15 protein-coding genes are annotated in these 13,736 nt (G+C 42.4%); 14 read left to right on the top strand and 1 reads right to left on the bottom strand.

Annotated elements, in window-relative coordinates; genetic code table 11:
- Positions 1-429 precede the first annotated feature (429 nt).
- From G496_RS0114895 to G496_RS0114825, 14 genes are all read left to right on the top strand, one after another.
- A complete protein-coding gene (locus G496_RS0114895; protein WP_027179964.1) occupies positions 430-1,182 on the top strand; it encodes an N-acyl homoserine lactonase family protein in 753 nt (250 codons plus the stop codon).
- A gap of 265 nt (positions 1,183-1,447) precedes the next feature.
- On the top strand, positions 1,448-1,654 hold the full coding sequence (locus tag G496_RS19985) for a hypothetical protein (protein ID WP_034633493.1): 207 nt from the start codon (positions 1,448-1,450) through the stop codon (positions 1,652-1,654).
- Positions 1,654-2,043, top strand: coding sequence for a holin family protein (locus tag G496_RS0114885; RefSeq protein WP_027179963.1), 390 nt, complete (start codon positions 1,654-1,656; stop codon positions 2,041-2,043). The genes G496_RS19985 and G496_RS0114885 overlap by 1 nt, the downstream gene beginning before the upstream one ends.
- The gene (locus G496_RS0114880; RefSeq protein WP_027179962.1) at positions 2,033-2,245 is read left to right on the top strand and encodes a hypothetical protein; all 213 of its coding nucleotides are present in this window, start codon (positions 2,033-2,035) and stop codon (positions 2,243-2,245) included. Before G496_RS0114885 ends, G496_RS0114880 begins: the two co-directional genes overlap by 11 nt.
- A 226-nt stretch (positions 2,246-2,471) precedes the next feature.
- Positions 2,472-2,744 (top strand): hypothetical protein, encoded by a 273-nt coding sequence (locus G496_RS0114870; protein ID WP_027179960.1) that lies wholly within the window; start codon positions 2,472-2,474, stop codon positions 2,742-2,744.
- Positions 2,722-4,257, top strand: coding sequence for a hypothetical protein (locus G496_RS0114865; protein WP_027179959.1), 1,536 nt, complete (start codon positions 2,722-2,724; stop codon positions 4,255-4,257). The genes G496_RS0114870 and G496_RS0114865 overlap by 23 nt, the downstream gene beginning before the upstream one ends.
- Positions 4,257-4,850 carry a hypothetical protein gene (locus G496_RS19980; protein WP_051295084.1) on the top strand — a complete coding sequence of 198 codons (594 nt, stop codon included), beginning with the start codon at positions 4,257-4,259 and terminating at the stop codon, positions 4,848-4,850. The genes G496_RS0114865 and G496_RS19980 overlap by 1 nt, the downstream gene beginning before the upstream one ends.
- Positions 4,851-4,868: 18 nt before the next feature.
- Entirely contained in the window at positions 4,869-5,126 is a 258-nt protein-coding gene (locus G496_RS19975; protein ID WP_051295083.1) for a hypothetical protein, read from the top strand.
- 8 nt (positions 5,127-5,134) lie between these two features.
- The gene (locus tag G496_RS0114850) at positions 5,135-5,614 is read left to right on the top strand and encodes an aminobutyrate aminotransferase (protein ID WP_027179958.1); all 480 of its coding nucleotides are present in this window, start codon (positions 5,135-5,137) and stop codon (positions 5,612-5,614) included.
- Positions 5,611-5,760: a Com family DNA-binding transcriptional regulator gene (locus tag G496_RS20990; protein ID WP_084407587.1), complete on the top strand. Its 150-nt coding sequence runs from the start codon at positions 5,611-5,613 to the stop codon at positions 5,758-5,760. The genes G496_RS0114850 and G496_RS20990 overlap by 4 nt, the downstream gene beginning before the upstream one ends.
- Positions 5,757-7,409: a portal protein gene (locus G496_RS0114840; protein ID WP_027179957.1), complete on the top strand. Its 1,653-nt coding sequence runs from the start codon at positions 5,757-5,759 to the stop codon at positions 7,407-7,409. Before G496_RS20990 ends, G496_RS0114840 begins: the two co-directional genes overlap by 4 nt.
- Positions 7,410-7,600: 191 nt before the next feature.
- Complete coding sequence (locus tag G496_RS0114835; RefSeq protein ID WP_027179956.1) at positions 7,601-8,752, top strand: ABC transporter substrate-binding protein; 1,152 nt, start codon at positions 7,601-7,603, stop codon at positions 8,750-8,752.
- Positions 8,749-10,929: a sensor histidine kinase gene (locus tag G496_RS20705; protein ID WP_051295082.1), complete on the top strand. Its 2,181-nt coding sequence runs from the start codon at positions 8,749-8,751 to the stop codon at positions 10,927-10,929. Before G496_RS0114835 ends, G496_RS20705 begins: the two co-directional genes overlap by 4 nt.
- A 226-nt stretch (positions 10,930-11,155) precedes the next feature.
- Positions 11,156-11,854: a hypothetical protein gene (locus G496_RS0114825; protein ID WP_034633491.1), complete on the top strand. Its 699-nt coding sequence runs from the start codon at positions 11,156-11,158 to the stop codon at positions 11,852-11,854.
- A gap of 66 nt (positions 11,855-11,920) precedes the next feature.
- On the opposite strand, the gene G496_RS0114820 is transcribed toward G496_RS0114825, so the two are convergent.
- The gene (locus G496_RS0114820) at positions 11,921-13,639 is read right to left on the bottom strand and encodes a Na+/H+ antiporter NhaC family protein (RefSeq protein WP_027179954.1); all 1,719 of its coding nucleotides are present in this window, start codon (positions 13,637-13,639) and stop codon (positions 11,921-11,923) included.
- Positions 13,640-13,736 lie beyond the last annotated feature (97 nt).

The raw sequence follows: 13,736 nt of genomic DNA, 5'->3' as shown, positions 1-13,736 counted from the left end.
TAAAATTATTGTTCTATAAAGGTTAATTTCGAAGGCTTCAGCCTAAAAACCTCCGAACGACATTTCCATTAAGGCGACTTTTATAGGCATGTGAAAATGTCCACAAGAAAAATGGAAATAGAGAAAAAAATAACTTTTTCACAATAGTCATTCCCTAAAAGAGCAAAATTAGAGCGATACTTTGTGAAAAAAATAACTAAATATTGATATTATCTAATAAAATAAAATAGTTATAAAAAATAGAATAAAAGATTGTTATTTTTGTGATTATCTCTTTTGGGACCATTAAATATTTACTTGTTGAATTTATTGATTATTTTAAAAGTTAAGCAATTAAGCCGAACTCCAGCTTTATTTAAGATCGTGCTTTAGCTATTATTGATAACACTAACATCAGGTGATGTGTTTATCTTTTTTAAGGAGATTTTCATGGGTAAATTTAAAATCCATCCCATAGTCATGGGCAGCAAACGTTTCGATAAAGGTATGATGACTTATCAGCATGATTACGGGCAGCCCTACATAATTCCTATTTATTGCTGGTATATTGAGGGTGGTGACAAGAATATTCTGGTCGATACCGGAGAAATGCAGCCTGTTATCTCAGAAGACCGGGAGAAAGATCTCGGTGGAAAGATATATACTTTTGAAGAAGGTCTTGAAAAATATAATCTTAAACCTGAAGACATTGATATAGTTATCCATACGCATCTTCATAATGATCATTGTGAAAATGACTACAAGTGCGAGAATGCTAAGTTTTACATTCATAAAAAAGAACTTGAGCACATCCGGAATCCACATCCGTTGGATTATCGCTATCTGGAAGATTATATTGATGAAATATCTGAACGGGATCAGATAATTGTTATTGAAGATGATCAGGAAATCGTACCCGGAATAAAAGTGGTTAACACACCTGTGCATACCGAAGGCGGAATGACGGTTCTTATTGATACTGATGGTGGCACAGCCGCGATTACCGGATTTTGTGTTATAAGGGAAAATTTTGAACCGCCGGTACAGATAAAAGCCATGGAAATGGAAGTCATCCCCCCGGGAACAGTGGTAAACACTTATCAGGCTTATGACTGGATGATTAAAGTGAGGGATATGGCTGATATTATTATTCCTTTGCATGAACCGGAGTTTGCCTCTCTGGACACTGTGCCTCAAACCTGAGCAAATAGAAAAGTAAGAGTCTGTTTAAGTCGTCACAAGTAGATTTAAGTTAATTTTTTTAACTTTATATAGTTAAAATTTAGATTTGCTGACGAGAAGAATAGTCTGACAGTATTATAGTTTTATATATCCTATGAAACCCGCTTCCTGAAAAATCAGGGAGCGGGTTTTTGTTTTTTTTATCATTTTTTTTCACAAGCGGACCTGACTCGGCTGATTCATGTCCGCACTCCTCCTTAATCTATATTTAAAAGGGAGGACGAAGATGATTGAAGATCGTGTTGAAACTCTGGCAGCCCTTTATCCTATGGAAAACCGCAGGCTGCTCAGGAATTATGTTTCATTTCTGGATGATTATCCGGACTGGCATTCAAATGGAAGGTCTCTTGATGATTATAAGAGGCGGAGTTTTCTGAGTGAACTTTCATTCGAAGTAGTTTCCAAATCAAAACCTCGGCAAAAGGAAGCATGATGTTTGAATCAATACTGGATATCGGATCGACCATTATTGACAAAATCTGGCCTGATGCCGGGGAAAGGGAGAAGGCCAGACTTCGCTTGATGGAGCTTCACAATAAAGGCGAGCTGGCTGAAATAGAAAACAGGGTAAAAGTCATTGCGGCTGAAATGAACGGCAACTGGCTCCAAAGGTCCTGGCGTCCTATTTTAATGCTCACAATTATAGCAATAGTAGCTAATAATTATCTTTTTTATCCTTACATCAGTTTGTTCTGGACTGATGCACCGAAGCTTGAACTGCCAGAAAGACTCTGGTCGCTTATGCAGCTGGGACTTGGCGGATATGTATTCGGAAGAAGTGCCGAGAAGGTCGCAGCCAAATGGGGGAAGAATGTCAAATGAACAAAGAGAGGAATTGCGTGATCTGCTTATAAGGATAGATGAAAGGGTCCGCTCAATTCAGCTCGAAATAGGAGAAATCAACAGTGACCGCCACTGCCGGACTCATTCTGAAAAAATAAGGAATCTTGAGCGTTCTGTATGGGGAGCCTGCGCTTTGCTCGGAGCCGTTGCCGCAAGGCTTGCTTATGGAGCACTACAATGATTGCAGCAGGCTTAACCTTGCATTCCTGTCTTTCTGTGTCAGGGAAGCATGAAAAAAAATGTTTTCGGTGCGGCAGTTTAAATGGTGTTCAGGAAGCTGTTTTCCGGAGCTCCGGCGATGGTGAAATTTTACGATTCGCGCTTTGCCGTGATTGTCTGAAGGTTGTCAGAGCTGCCCTGATTTCAGCTGCCGGTCCGGTAATATTACATTAGTAGTGGAGGACTGTGTGCGCAAAACTGAAATTATAAAAAAGCAGAAAGAGGAGCTGGACAGATTCAGAGATATTTTTGCCATAGCAATGAAAGGAGATGACATTGATGCGGTTAAGGAACTCAAGCTGAAGCTTGAGATTATGAATAAAAGACATGAAATGGAGCGAAAAACATGGGGAATATGCGATAGCCCGAAATCAGGCAGAGAAAAATCCGCCGGGATGACTGTTAAAGCTCCCAGCAATGAAATCAGGGAAAAACTAAATGAAATTTACAGATCGTGTTAGCGCAGGCAAATGGTATGCAGAGATTCTGCATCAGGCTGAAGCGGCTAAAGAAGTTACCGGAGTTATGGCAGAACTCGGCAGAAGTGATCTTTTCTTTCTGCTTACAAGACTTCTGAACAGGATGGATGCTGATAATGATTGGGTTTTTGCCAGATGTTGCGAAGTTCAGAAACAACCTGACGGTTTTCTGGATCTCTGGAGCAGGGAACACTACAAATCGACTATTATAACTTATGCCCTGACTATACAGGATATTTTGCGTGATCCCGAAGTGACCATAGGGATTTTCAGCCATACCAGGCCGATTGCAAAGGGATTTTTGCGCCAGATTAAAAATGAATTTGAACGTAACCGGTTGCTACAGCAGTGTTATCCTGATGTTTTATGGAGCAACCCTAAAATAGAGGCTCCCAAGTGGAGTGAAGATGATGGAATAGTTGTCCGCCGGACAGGTAATCCTAAAGAAGCAACGCTTGAAGCGTGGGGCCTTGTGGACGGTCAGCCCACCGGAAAACATTTTTCACGGCTGGTCTATGATGATGTTGTGACCAGAGAATCTGTCTCATCTCCTGAAATGATCGCCAAAACAACCGAGGCCTGGGCTTTGTCCGTAAACCTTGGAACCCGTGAAGGCGTTAAGAGGTACATAGGAACCCGCTACCACTTCAACGATACTTATCGGGATATTTTAAAGCGCAAGGCGGCTGTCCCACGAATCTATACTGCAACGGAAGATGGTAACCCGGAAGGCACGCCGGTTCTTTTGAACCGCAGGCAGCTGGAAATAAAAAGGCGTGAAATGGGACCCTATGTCTTCGGCTGCCAGATGATGCAGAATCCCAGAGCAGATGAAGTGCAGGGCTTCAAAGAAGATTGGATTCATCGCTGGGATACCGGAAATATGGATAATAAATTCAAGTGGAAGGACCTTAACCGTTACCTGCTTGTTGATCCTGCCAGTGCTAAAAAATCCGGCAGTGATTATACCGTCATGCTCGTAATAGGGCTTGGTCAGGATCATAATTATTATCTCATTGATGGCATCAGGGACAGGCTTAATCTAACCGAACGCGCCAAAGCTCTGTTCAGACTGCATCGAATATATCAACCGCTGGCTGTCGGTTATGAGCGCTATGGTCAGCAGGCAGATGTTGAGCACATGGAATATGTGATGGGTGAGGAAAACTACAGATTTACCATAACTCCGCTCGGGGGAAATATTTCTAAAAATGACCGGATCAGAAAATTGATCCCTCTTTTTGAGCAGGGCCGCTTCTGGCTGCCATGGCATTGTCGTTTTCTGGATCATCAGGGGCGCGAAAGGGATCTGGCTCGGGAATTTATTGAAGATGAATATCTGGCTTTTCCGGTGGCTCCGCACGATGACATGCTGGATTGCATGGCAAGAATCACAGACCATGATCTGGGGGCAGCTTTTCCTTTGCGCAATTACGACATGCAGAGCGAGGTTCAGGGCATCATGGATTATGATATTTTTGCCGGAGGATTGTAATGTATGCATTTGAAATTCCAGGTGGTTACACATTCTATAAATACAGGGATTTCGATGAAACGCTATCCCTTTCACCGGAACATCTTCACTGGTTCTGGAGGTTGATGTCAGAAGCCGGTCAGCAGCATATTATTTTTTATGACGGCAGTATCATTAGCTATGCAGGTTTCAGAAAACTTGCTGAACAGCGTGATCAGCATTTCTTTCTAGGCTTTAAAGACGGTCGTCCTTCGGGTCTGTTCTGGTTAAACGGATTCGGCATAAAAACCTGTTTCATCCACATGGCTATTCTGGCTGATTTTCACGGGCGTGGAACTCTTGAAATGGGGCGTGGAGTATTGCGCCATCTGCTGACAGCACGCGACGTGGATGGAGAGTATTTCTTGAAAAACGTCAAAGGACTGGTCCCTGTTGCTAATCCTCTTGCCTGCCGTATGGCCGTGGCCAGCGGCTTTAGGGAAGTGGGCACGATAACTGGGGACGCTTATCTTGCTTCGAGAGATAAACATGTTGATGCCGTGCTTTACTGCGCAACTCTCGAAAATCTTAAGGATCGTGGAATTGTTTCACAATCTGAAAATTGCAGTAACTGATAAATTTAGGAGGTTATTATGGGTGGAGGTGGAAAAAGTGCCGGAGTTCCTTCTGTGGCGGCAACTCCGCCACCGGTCGTTGCAGCTCCTGCTGCTCCGGATGTGGATACCGAAGCACTTAAAGCTGAAGAAGAAAAAAAAGTTCAGAGAATGAGGGAACTTGATCGTATGAAGAGAGGGCGCAGTGCAACAATTCTAACTGACGCGGATGATGATTCCTCAGCCGCAGTGCAGAAGCACACTCTTCTGGGGCAGAAGAAAAAACTTGGGGAGTAGGTATTTGGATGGGATCATTTTACAGACCGCAGATGCCTGAAGGTGAGAGGCATAATTCAAAAGTATATTATAAAAATGGAACTCCGGCTTTTAATGCCTATTACAAGTGGAGCTTGAATGAAACCGGCGTAAAACCACATATTTTTGTGGGCCGGCTGGCAGCACCGTTAGACTGGGAACCTCCGGCAGACTGGACTTATTCGGATGAAACAGGGTTCTGGTACACTCCCAAAGAGATGACCGATGCTGGCTATGTTCAACAGGATGGAGAATGGCTTCATAAAAACGAAATAAAAAGAAGAGAGGTAGAAAGACAGAACGCTGAACTTGAAGCTAAAATATCCAGAATAAAGGCCACGCAGGGAAGGATGAGGGATGTTTATGCAAAGGGTAGAGGGCGCACCATTCTTACTTCTGCCGGAGGAGTTCAGGGCGGGGCTGATGTGATTCGCAGTAAACTCACTGAGGCAAAAGGAGTTCTTAAATGAGGGAGTTCAGATGTCCTGTATGCAGGCGGCTTCTGTTTAAAGGTGAAATTGTCAGGGTTCAGGTTAAGTGCCCGAAGTGTAAGAAACTTGTCCTGCTGGTTCCGCCATGCTCATCTGAAACTTTTAAGGAGTTTAAAAATACATGAGCGATAACAGCAGGTATATTTCAAGACATGAGAAGTTGAAAGATGAGCGCAGAAGCTGGGAAGCTCATTGGAAGGAAATTTCTGAATTTGTTCTGCCTCGTAAAGGAATTTTTGACAGGGAAAGAGTAAATGACGGCAGCCCGCGTGGTAACCGTATTGTTGATTCAACCGCGACCCGTGCACTCAGGGTTCTTGCAGCAGGAATGCAGGGAGGGCTGACTTCACCTGCAAGGCCATGGTTCAGATTAAGCCTCGGCGATAATGACTGCGCAGACCGTAAAGACGTGCGCAACTGGTTGGGAAAGGTTGAAAAAGCAATGTACAGGGCTTTGGCAAGGAGTAATTTTTATTCTTGTATCCATTCCTTATATACTGAGCTTGCAGGATTCGGAACCGGAGTTCTTTATTGTGAACCTGATAATGAAAGGGGGGTCCGGTTCAGATGTCTGACTGTCGGCGAATATTCTATATCCACTGATATGCAGGGCAGGGTTGATTCTGTGTACAGGGAATTCAGAATGACAGCCCGGCAGCTTGAGAGCAGGTTCGGCAGAAAGGTCTTGCCTGCCGGTGTTGTCAGCTGTCTTGAAAGCGATCGCGACCGCTGGTTTGATGTTCTCCATGCCGTACAGCCACGCAATGAATTTGATTCTACCAGACTGGATAACATCAATATGCCGTTTGAATCGGTCTTCATTTTACAGGGTATGGGGAACCCTGTGCTTTCGGTAAGTGGTTTTGTTGAAAATCCGTATATGGCTCCGCGTTGGGATACTTCCGGCGGTGATGTCTATGGAAGGTCCCCGGCTATGGATGTGCTTGCTGATGTCAAGATGCTCATGGAAATGAGTAGAAGTCAGATTCAGGCTGTGCATCTGTCACTGCGTCCACCGATGAAAGTTCCGTCCATGTATACCAGGAGGCTTAATCTGCTTCCGGGAGGGCAGAATCCTGTAGAACAGAATCTGCATGATTCTATTTCACCGCTTTATCAGATCAATGCTGATCTTAACGGGGTTTCAGCAAAAATAGCTGATGTGCGGGATGCTGTGCGGGAAGGTTTTTTCAATGATATTTTTCTGATGATGGCAGGTATGGACCGCAGGGATGTTACCGCTACGGAAGTGGCTGAAAGGCATGAAGAAAAGCTTATTCAACTTGGGCCGGTTATTGAGCGTCAGCACTCCGAACTTCTTGATCCGCTGTTGGACAGGGTCTTCGGTATTCTAAACAGGGCGGGGTGTCTGCCTCCGGCTCCGGCGGTGATACGAGGTCTGGATATTAAAATTGATTATATTTCGGTTCTGGCGCAGGCGCAGAAAATTGTTGGAACGGGTGCGATAAAAGATCTTGCTGCTTTTGTGGGGCAGCTTTCAGCTGTTAATCCGGAAGTTCTGGATAAAATAGATATGGATAAAGCAGTTGATGAATATGCGGGGCTTATTGGTGTGTCTTCTGACCTTGTCCGTTCGGATGATGAGGTCCGTAAGTTCCGGGAATCCCGGTATAAAGAAGCAAGTCAGAAGGAGGAACTTGAAAATGGATTCAGAGCAGCGGAGAAAGGTGCTGATATTGTTGGTAAGTTTTCAAAGGCTGGGATAAATTTTGATGATTTGCAGTCAATTGTCAGTAATTCTGAGCAATTATAGAAAACAATAATAGATAAAATATTTTAAATTTGCTAAGGGTTCGGGTTTTCCGAACCCTTTTTTATTTTGTTTGAGTACTGCTGATTATTTTTGTGCTTCTGCCAGCTTTCTATAATGTTTTACGGCTTGGCTTTAATTTTATTTTAATGGTATATAATAAAGTACCATAAAGTTTTTGAGGAGGATAAGTGATGACTGAGCATATAAAAATCACATATCGAAATATTGTGTGCAACGTTATCATATTATTGTTTTCTCTTTTGCTTTCTTCATGCTCAGAAGAACCGGTTCTTCTGGGATTTTCCGGAACACTGAGCGGCAGGTATTCCGACCTGAGCGTTCAAGGAAGAAACGGAGCTATGCTTGCGGTAGAAGATATAAATTCAAATGGCGGAATAAACGGGCGCAAATTAAAGCTTCTTGCAGCTAATGATAAAAATACTGAAGCTGAAACTATAAAAGCAGATCAAAAACTTATTGATGCCGGTGTGGATGTTATTATCGGGCATATGAGCAGCACATTATCCTTTGCAGCGATCAATAAATTTAAGAATACAGTTTACATATCTCCCATCTCTTCCTCTGATGAACTTCAGGGAATCAAAGATAATTTTTTTAGAGTAATTCCGTCCTTCTCTGAGGGAGCAAAATTTTTAGCTTCATATGCCTATAATAAAATAGGATGCCGGCGACTTGCCGTCATGATGGATAAAACAAATCATGATTACACCGAGTCCTATAAAAATATTTTTACCAGAGAGTTTATTGATTCCGGGGGAGAAGTCGCCGGGACAGTAGAATATTATTTAAATCCTTCTTCACCGATTGATTGGAAAGGTATTGTAGCTGATCTTGCTACGTTAAATCCTGATTCAGTCATAGCAATAACATCCTCGCGTGATCTTGCTGCTTTTGCTCAGTTTTGCCGTCTTGAAAAAAAAGATTGGACTATCCTCAGCAGCATGTGGGGATTTACCAAGGAACTTATTCAGATAGGTGGTAAAAGCGTTGATGGAATTTATTTTTCCGTAAACGTAGAAAGGGACTGCCCGGATCTTAAATATAAATGTTTTAAAAAGAGATATGAGGAACGTTTTGGAGCTGAACCAAATTTTGCAGCAAGGTTCGGATATGAAGCCGTCTTTGTTTTTGCCGAAGCTTATAAAAAAAATGGAGAAAGTTCCCGTAGTCTTGAAAAAGTCCTTCCGGGTATGGAGTTCAAAGTTCTGGATAGTGAATTTAAAATCAACGAATTCGGTGATGTTGAGAGAGCAGGCCATGTCGTAACGATTAAAGGCGGACAATTTGAAGGTATAGAGGGTACCTCCGGGGAAGCCAGATGAGCAAAAAATCTTTAGTTGCTATTTTTCATATTAAGCTTGTTCAATGGATTCTTATTCCTGGAATTCTGGTCACTCTGGGAACGGTCTGTATAATAGGGGTAAATCATAAGAATTCGATTCAAAATGAAATTGAACAGCTTTCAAAATCTCTTTCCCAGAATGTCGATTTTTATATTAACGGAGCTGAGGAAATACTTAAAGTTGTGGCTGTATTGCCTGAAGATATTGATCAGGAGAAATTTCATTCGGTTTTCAATAAGCTTCATGAAGAATTTAATCAGTTTGAAAGGATTATTCTGCTTGATAAAAAGGGAAACATTGTAGCTTCGGCTCCTGAATGTCTGACGACTGCTGATTTTCCCATTCATTTTGACAGGCAGGCTCACGGAAAGCATGTTTTAAGTTCTCCTGCAATCTCTCCACATTCCGGAACAATGGTTGTTTATCTTAGTATTCCCGTTAAAAATGGAGGACATATTGTTGCCGAGCTTAATCTGGATTATCTGCAGGACTTTATCTACAGCTTTGTTTCCAAAGACCGTGTGGTTATTTTAACTGATTCTTACGGCAATCTTATTGTTCACCCGGATAAGGAACTTGTAGCTACACAGACCAATATCGGGGATATGAAAATTTTAAGGGATATTGAAAAATCCAGATACGCAAAATTTTATAAATCCGATGGAAAATTGTTTTTCGGGTATTCTGCTAAAATCCCGAATACCGGTTGGAAGCTGCTGGTGGCATGTCCCGGAACGCTTATTTTCAAGCCTGCAATCTCTTTGGGTATGGCCACCGGATTCCTTATAATATGCTTTTTTGTCTTACTGACCATTGGTTTGAAAAGAGAATTCCGTGCAAGAATTATTGCGCCGATTATGAGTTATGTTAACCGGCTTTCTGCCGTGGCTGACGGAATTTATCCGGCATCAAATACAAATGATGCCGGTTTCAAAGAACTTGAATACATGGGCAATGTTTTTGATTCAATGTCTCAAAAAGTAATGGAGCGAGAGCACGACTTAAAAGTTTCCCGCGCATATTTTCAGAATGTAATAGACTCCATGCCGTCTGCCCTGATGCGTATTGATGAACAAATGCTGGTTTGTCAGTATAACAAAAAAGCTTCGGAAATATTTAAAGGAAAAATAGAGGGAAATTCGCAGGTAAAAGTTGCACACCTGTTTTCAGAGGAACAGACTATAATTGATGCTGTGCGTGAAGCTCGGGAGTTTAATATTCCGCGTATTATGGAGCGTAAAAGTTTTGGCGATGATATGCTCAGTCTTTACGATATAACAGTTTATCCTTTGCAGGGTGCCGATATTGACGGAGTCGTCATTAGAATGGATGACGTTACCGCAAGATCAAGAATGGAAGAGATGATGGTGCAGACCGAGAAGATGATGTCTGTTGGAGGTCTTGCAGCAGGAATGGCTCATGAAATTAATAATCCTCTTGGTGGGATATTACAGGGCGCACAGAATCTGGAGAGGCGGTTCAGCTCGGATATAAAGGCAAATATCAGAGCTGCCAAAGTTTCAGGATGCACAATGGAAAATCTCCAGAGCTATCTTAAAGAACGCAGGATTCCGGGCATTATTGATGGCATTAAGGAAGCCGGGATGCGCGCTTCAAGCATTGTTTCCAATATGCTTGAGTTCAGCAAGCCGGGGCGTGATGTCACCGGAACGGTCAATCTTGCAGATATAATAAATAATTCTCTGGAACTGGCCACCAAAGATTATGATCTGAAAAAGAAATATGATTTTCTGCATGTTAAGATTGTCAGGGAATTCGATCCTGATCTTCCGCAGATTATCTGTTCAAGAACAGAAATAGAACAGGTTCTTTTCAACCTGTTTAAGAATGCTGCTCAGGCTATGTCTGAACATGGTTATCAGGGAGACGATCCGACTATTTATGTGCGGACAAGAAAGATGAAAACCGGAGTTGCCGTGGAAGTCGAGGATAATGGTCCGGGTATTTCACAGGAAGCCCGGCGCAGAGTTTTTGAACCATTTTATACCACCAAGTCTACAGAAAGCGGGACAGGGCTGGGGCTTTCTGTCTCCTACTTTATTATAACACAAAATCATGGTGGTACATTTATTGTTGATTCAAAAAAAGGTGTAGGGGCTAAATTTACTTTTACTTTGCCCATAAAAAATAGTTAACCGTTTTATATAGGTCTCACCGTTACATCGCTAATTATGTATTTATGCTCAAAAGGTTCCACCTGTATAAAAATTAAAATATGTTTCCATAATTTTTGAGTCCAATATTTTTATACAACTTTATCAATGCATTCTTGAATGTATATAACCATTTCTTTTAAAGTTGATTATTCTCTATTCTTGCAATATCAGAATGGAAAATATTTTAGACATTTTTGGAGAGTCAATGGGTTATATTATTACTGACCTGACTAGATTTAAGGATAGCGAAGAAGTCTGCATCGCTGTTATCGGAATGGAAGACGGAATATGCAGACGACCATTACCTTATAAGAACAGGGACGATGTTAAAGAACTGAACCTTACTCCCGGTAAGCCGTTTCATGCCGAAATGGTCAAGCTGACAGATTTGAGCGGCCCTCATACCGAGGATTGTAACTTTCATAATCTTGAGTGGCTTGATCTGGCTGAAGAAAACGTATTCAGGTCTATTCTGTCAGGATCAGCTTATGATTCTGTTAAAAGCGGATTTGCAGGAAAAGTTGATCCGCAGACCAGATGTGTGGGAACGGACAGTTTTCCAGACTCTTCAATAATTACGGTCCGCGTTAAACCGGAAGATGTCTCTTTTTCGTTTGTTGAGGCTGAAGAAAAGAAAATGAGAGTTTCGCTGGTTGACAGCTCCGGTGATAGATACCGGCGTTTGCCTGTTGCTGATTTGTTCTTTTACAATCTGGCTACTGAATATGACAACAGAGGGGCTATCCAGGAACTCATGGATTACATCAGCAAATGTGAAGAAGTCTTTTTCAGAGTCGGCCTTGGGCGTCTGCATGAGTCCGCAAGCGGTAAAAAAGGCTACTGGGTTCAGGTTAACGGTATTTATACTTTTCCGGGATATTATGATTTGATGAATTTTAAATAAATCAGGGTTTCATATAAATAAAAAAAGGCCGTCTCAGTGAGGCGGCCTTTTTTATTTAATAATATTCTAGATGCTTACAGGATCAGGAACTTTTTTACCGATGAACCTTACTGTTGCGATGATCGCAACAATACTCAGAGGGAGTACTATGGTCATGGGTAATCCCAGACCTGCCGGAATGTATCCGAATACAATTGAAATGAAAGCAACCGGTAAAGCGTATCCCAGCTGTGTTTTTGTATGGTCTATATGGTCACAGGCTGATCCCATTGATGACAGGATTGTCGTGTCTGAAATAGGAGAGCAGTGGTCGCCGAAAATAGCACCGGTCAGCACTGATCCTATGCTCAGAAGGACAAAAGATTGTGAGCTGTCGAGGGCAAAAGCAAGCGGGATGCAAAGCGGCATAAGTATGCCCATTGTTCCGTATGAAGTTCCTGTCGCAAATGAGACTATCGATCCCATTACAAAAATGATCGAAGGCAGCATGAACGGTGGAATTGAATTTGAGAGGACACTTACAAGGTAAGTTGCGGTCCCGAGTTCTTTAATTATTCCGGAAAGCGACCACGCCAGAAGAAGAATTACAGCAGTAATATTAAGTGATTTGATACCCTGCACCCAGATAGAGACGGCTTCGTCTATTTTAAGGATTTTTTTACCTATCGCCATGGCCATTGCGATCATGCCGGAAATAAGAGCAGCCTGAAAAAGAACAACAGAAGCGTCGGAAGCACCAAATGCAAGCCTGATTGCTTCAAATGAAAGCGGCGAATTATTGAAAAGAGTGATCTGGGCCTGATTTGTGCCATCCATTATGGAATGGTAGCCATTGAAATAAAATCCCAGAAAAGCGGCTACAATCAGTGAGCCGATTGGAATAATTGCATTCCATATTGAAAGTTTTATATCGTCTGAGGGTTCCAGTTCAGTTGCTTCATCCGCAACCATCGGGTTGGCATTATCATCAATTACTTTGCCTGTTGTTCTGGCTCTTTTTTCAGCTTTGAGCATCGGCCCGAATTCACGCATAAACCCGATTGTGCAAAGAATGAATACGAGTATCAGAATATTATAAAAGCGGTAGGGGATTGTCTCAACGAAAGCTCCGTAGGCATTTATGTCCATACCGATGCCGTTTAAACCGTCCCTGATAAGGCCGACCTCATAAGCTACCCATGTGGATATCAGGGCGATACCGGCAATCGGTGCTGCTGTTGCATCAATGATGAAGGCAAGTTTTTCTCTGGAAACACTCATTCTGTCGGTAACAGGGCGCATAATCGGGCCGACAGTAAGGGAGTTTGCATAGTCGTCAAAAAAGATGAGCAGGCCCATAATCCAGGTGACAAGCTGGGAGCTTTTAGGACTGCGGGCACGTTTGGCCAAGGCATCAGCAATTGCTTTTGCGCCGCCCATTTTGGAAACAAGTGCGATCAAACCTCCAATGGCCAGACACTGCAGGATAATACCTGCATTCCACGGATCGGCGAGTGAGTGCAGGATTTCATTTGAAAGCCTTAGAAATCCATCTACAATACCGTCGTAAACAGCAAATCCTTTAACTTCGAGCATGAATGCTCCTGAAAAAACTCCCAGAAACAGTGAAAGGATTACATTTTTGGTTGCAAAAGCAAGCACAATGGCAACAACCGGTGGTATCAGTGTCATCAAGCCGAATCTGGCTGCATTTGCGGGGCCCAGGCTTGAGTCCGCAGCAAAGGCTGTTTGAGCAGTAAGCACGAACATTGCTGTGAAAAATAACAAGCCTCTAGTGGATCGCATAAAAATCTCCCTTTTATTTAATTTTGTTCACAATAATTATGGTAGAAATCGACTTTTAGAGCAAAAAAATGATATTTGCAATATTGTTAAGAAGTAA

Origin of the sequence: Maridesulfovibrio bastinii DSM 16055 (assembly GCF_000429985.1) — a bacterium.
Taxonomy (GTDB): Bacteria; Desulfobacterota; Desulfovibrionia; order Desulfovibrionales; family Desulfovibrionaceae; genus Maridesulfovibrio; species Maridesulfovibrio bastinii.
Note: the sequence above shows the minus strand (reverse complement) of the source record. Positions and strands in the feature narration are given on the sequence as shown.

Excerpts from the sequence above, each read along its gene's own strand:
- G496_RS20990 (WP_084407587.1), top strand. The coding sequence starts at position 5,611 with ATGAGGGAGTTCAGATGTCCTGTATGCAGGCGGCTTCTGTTTAAAGGT.
- G496_RS0114840 (WP_027179957.1), top strand. The coding sequence starts at position 5,757 with ATGAGCGATAACAGCAGGTATATTTCAAGACATGAGAAGTTGAAAGAT.
- G496_RS0114885 (WP_027179963.1), top strand. The coding sequence starts at position 1,654 with ATGTTTGAATCAATACTGGATATCGGATCGACCATTATTGACAAAATC.
- G496_RS20705 (WP_051295082.1), top strand. The coding sequence starts at position 8,749 with ATGAGCAAAAAATCTTTAGTTGCTATTTTTCATATTAAGCTTGTTCAA.
- G496_RS0114825 (WP_034633491.1), top strand. The coding sequence starts at position 11,156 with ATGGGTTATATTATTACTGACCTGACTAGATTTAAGGATAGCGAAGAA.
- G496_RS0114820 (WP_027179954.1), bottom strand. The coding sequence starts at position 13,639 with ATGCGATCCACTAGAGGCTTGTTATTTTTCACAGCAATGTTCGTGCTT.
- G496_RS19980 (WP_051295084.1), top strand. The coding sequence starts at position 4,257 with ATGTATGCATTTGAAATTCCAGGTGGTTACACATTCTATAAATACAGG.
- G496_RS0114895 (WP_027179964.1), top strand. The coding sequence starts at position 430 with ATGGGTAAATTTAAAATCCATCCCATAGTCATGGGCAGCAAACGTTTC.
- G496_RS0114835 (WP_027179956.1), top strand. The coding sequence starts at position 7,601 with ATGACTGAGCATATAAAAATCACATATCGAAATATTGTGTGCAACGTT.
- G496_RS19985 (WP_034633493.1), top strand. The coding sequence starts at position 1,448 with ATGATTGAAGATCGTGTTGAAACTCTGGCAGCCCTTTATCCTATGGAA.
- G496_RS19975 (WP_051295083.1), top strand. The coding sequence starts at position 4,869 with ATGGGTGGAGGTGGAAAAAGTGCCGGAGTTCCTTCTGTGGCGGCAACT.
- G496_RS0114865 (WP_027179959.1), top strand. The coding sequence starts at position 2,722 with ATGAAATTTACAGATCGTGTTAGCGCAGGCAAATGGTATGCAGAGATT.
- G496_RS0114850 (WP_027179958.1), top strand. The coding sequence starts at position 5,135 with ATGGGATCATTTTACAGACCGCAGATGCCTGAAGGTGAGAGGCATAAT.
- G496_RS0114880 (WP_027179962.1), top strand. The coding sequence starts at position 2,033 with ATGTCAAATGAACAAAGAGAGGAATTGCGTGATCTGCTTATAAGGATA.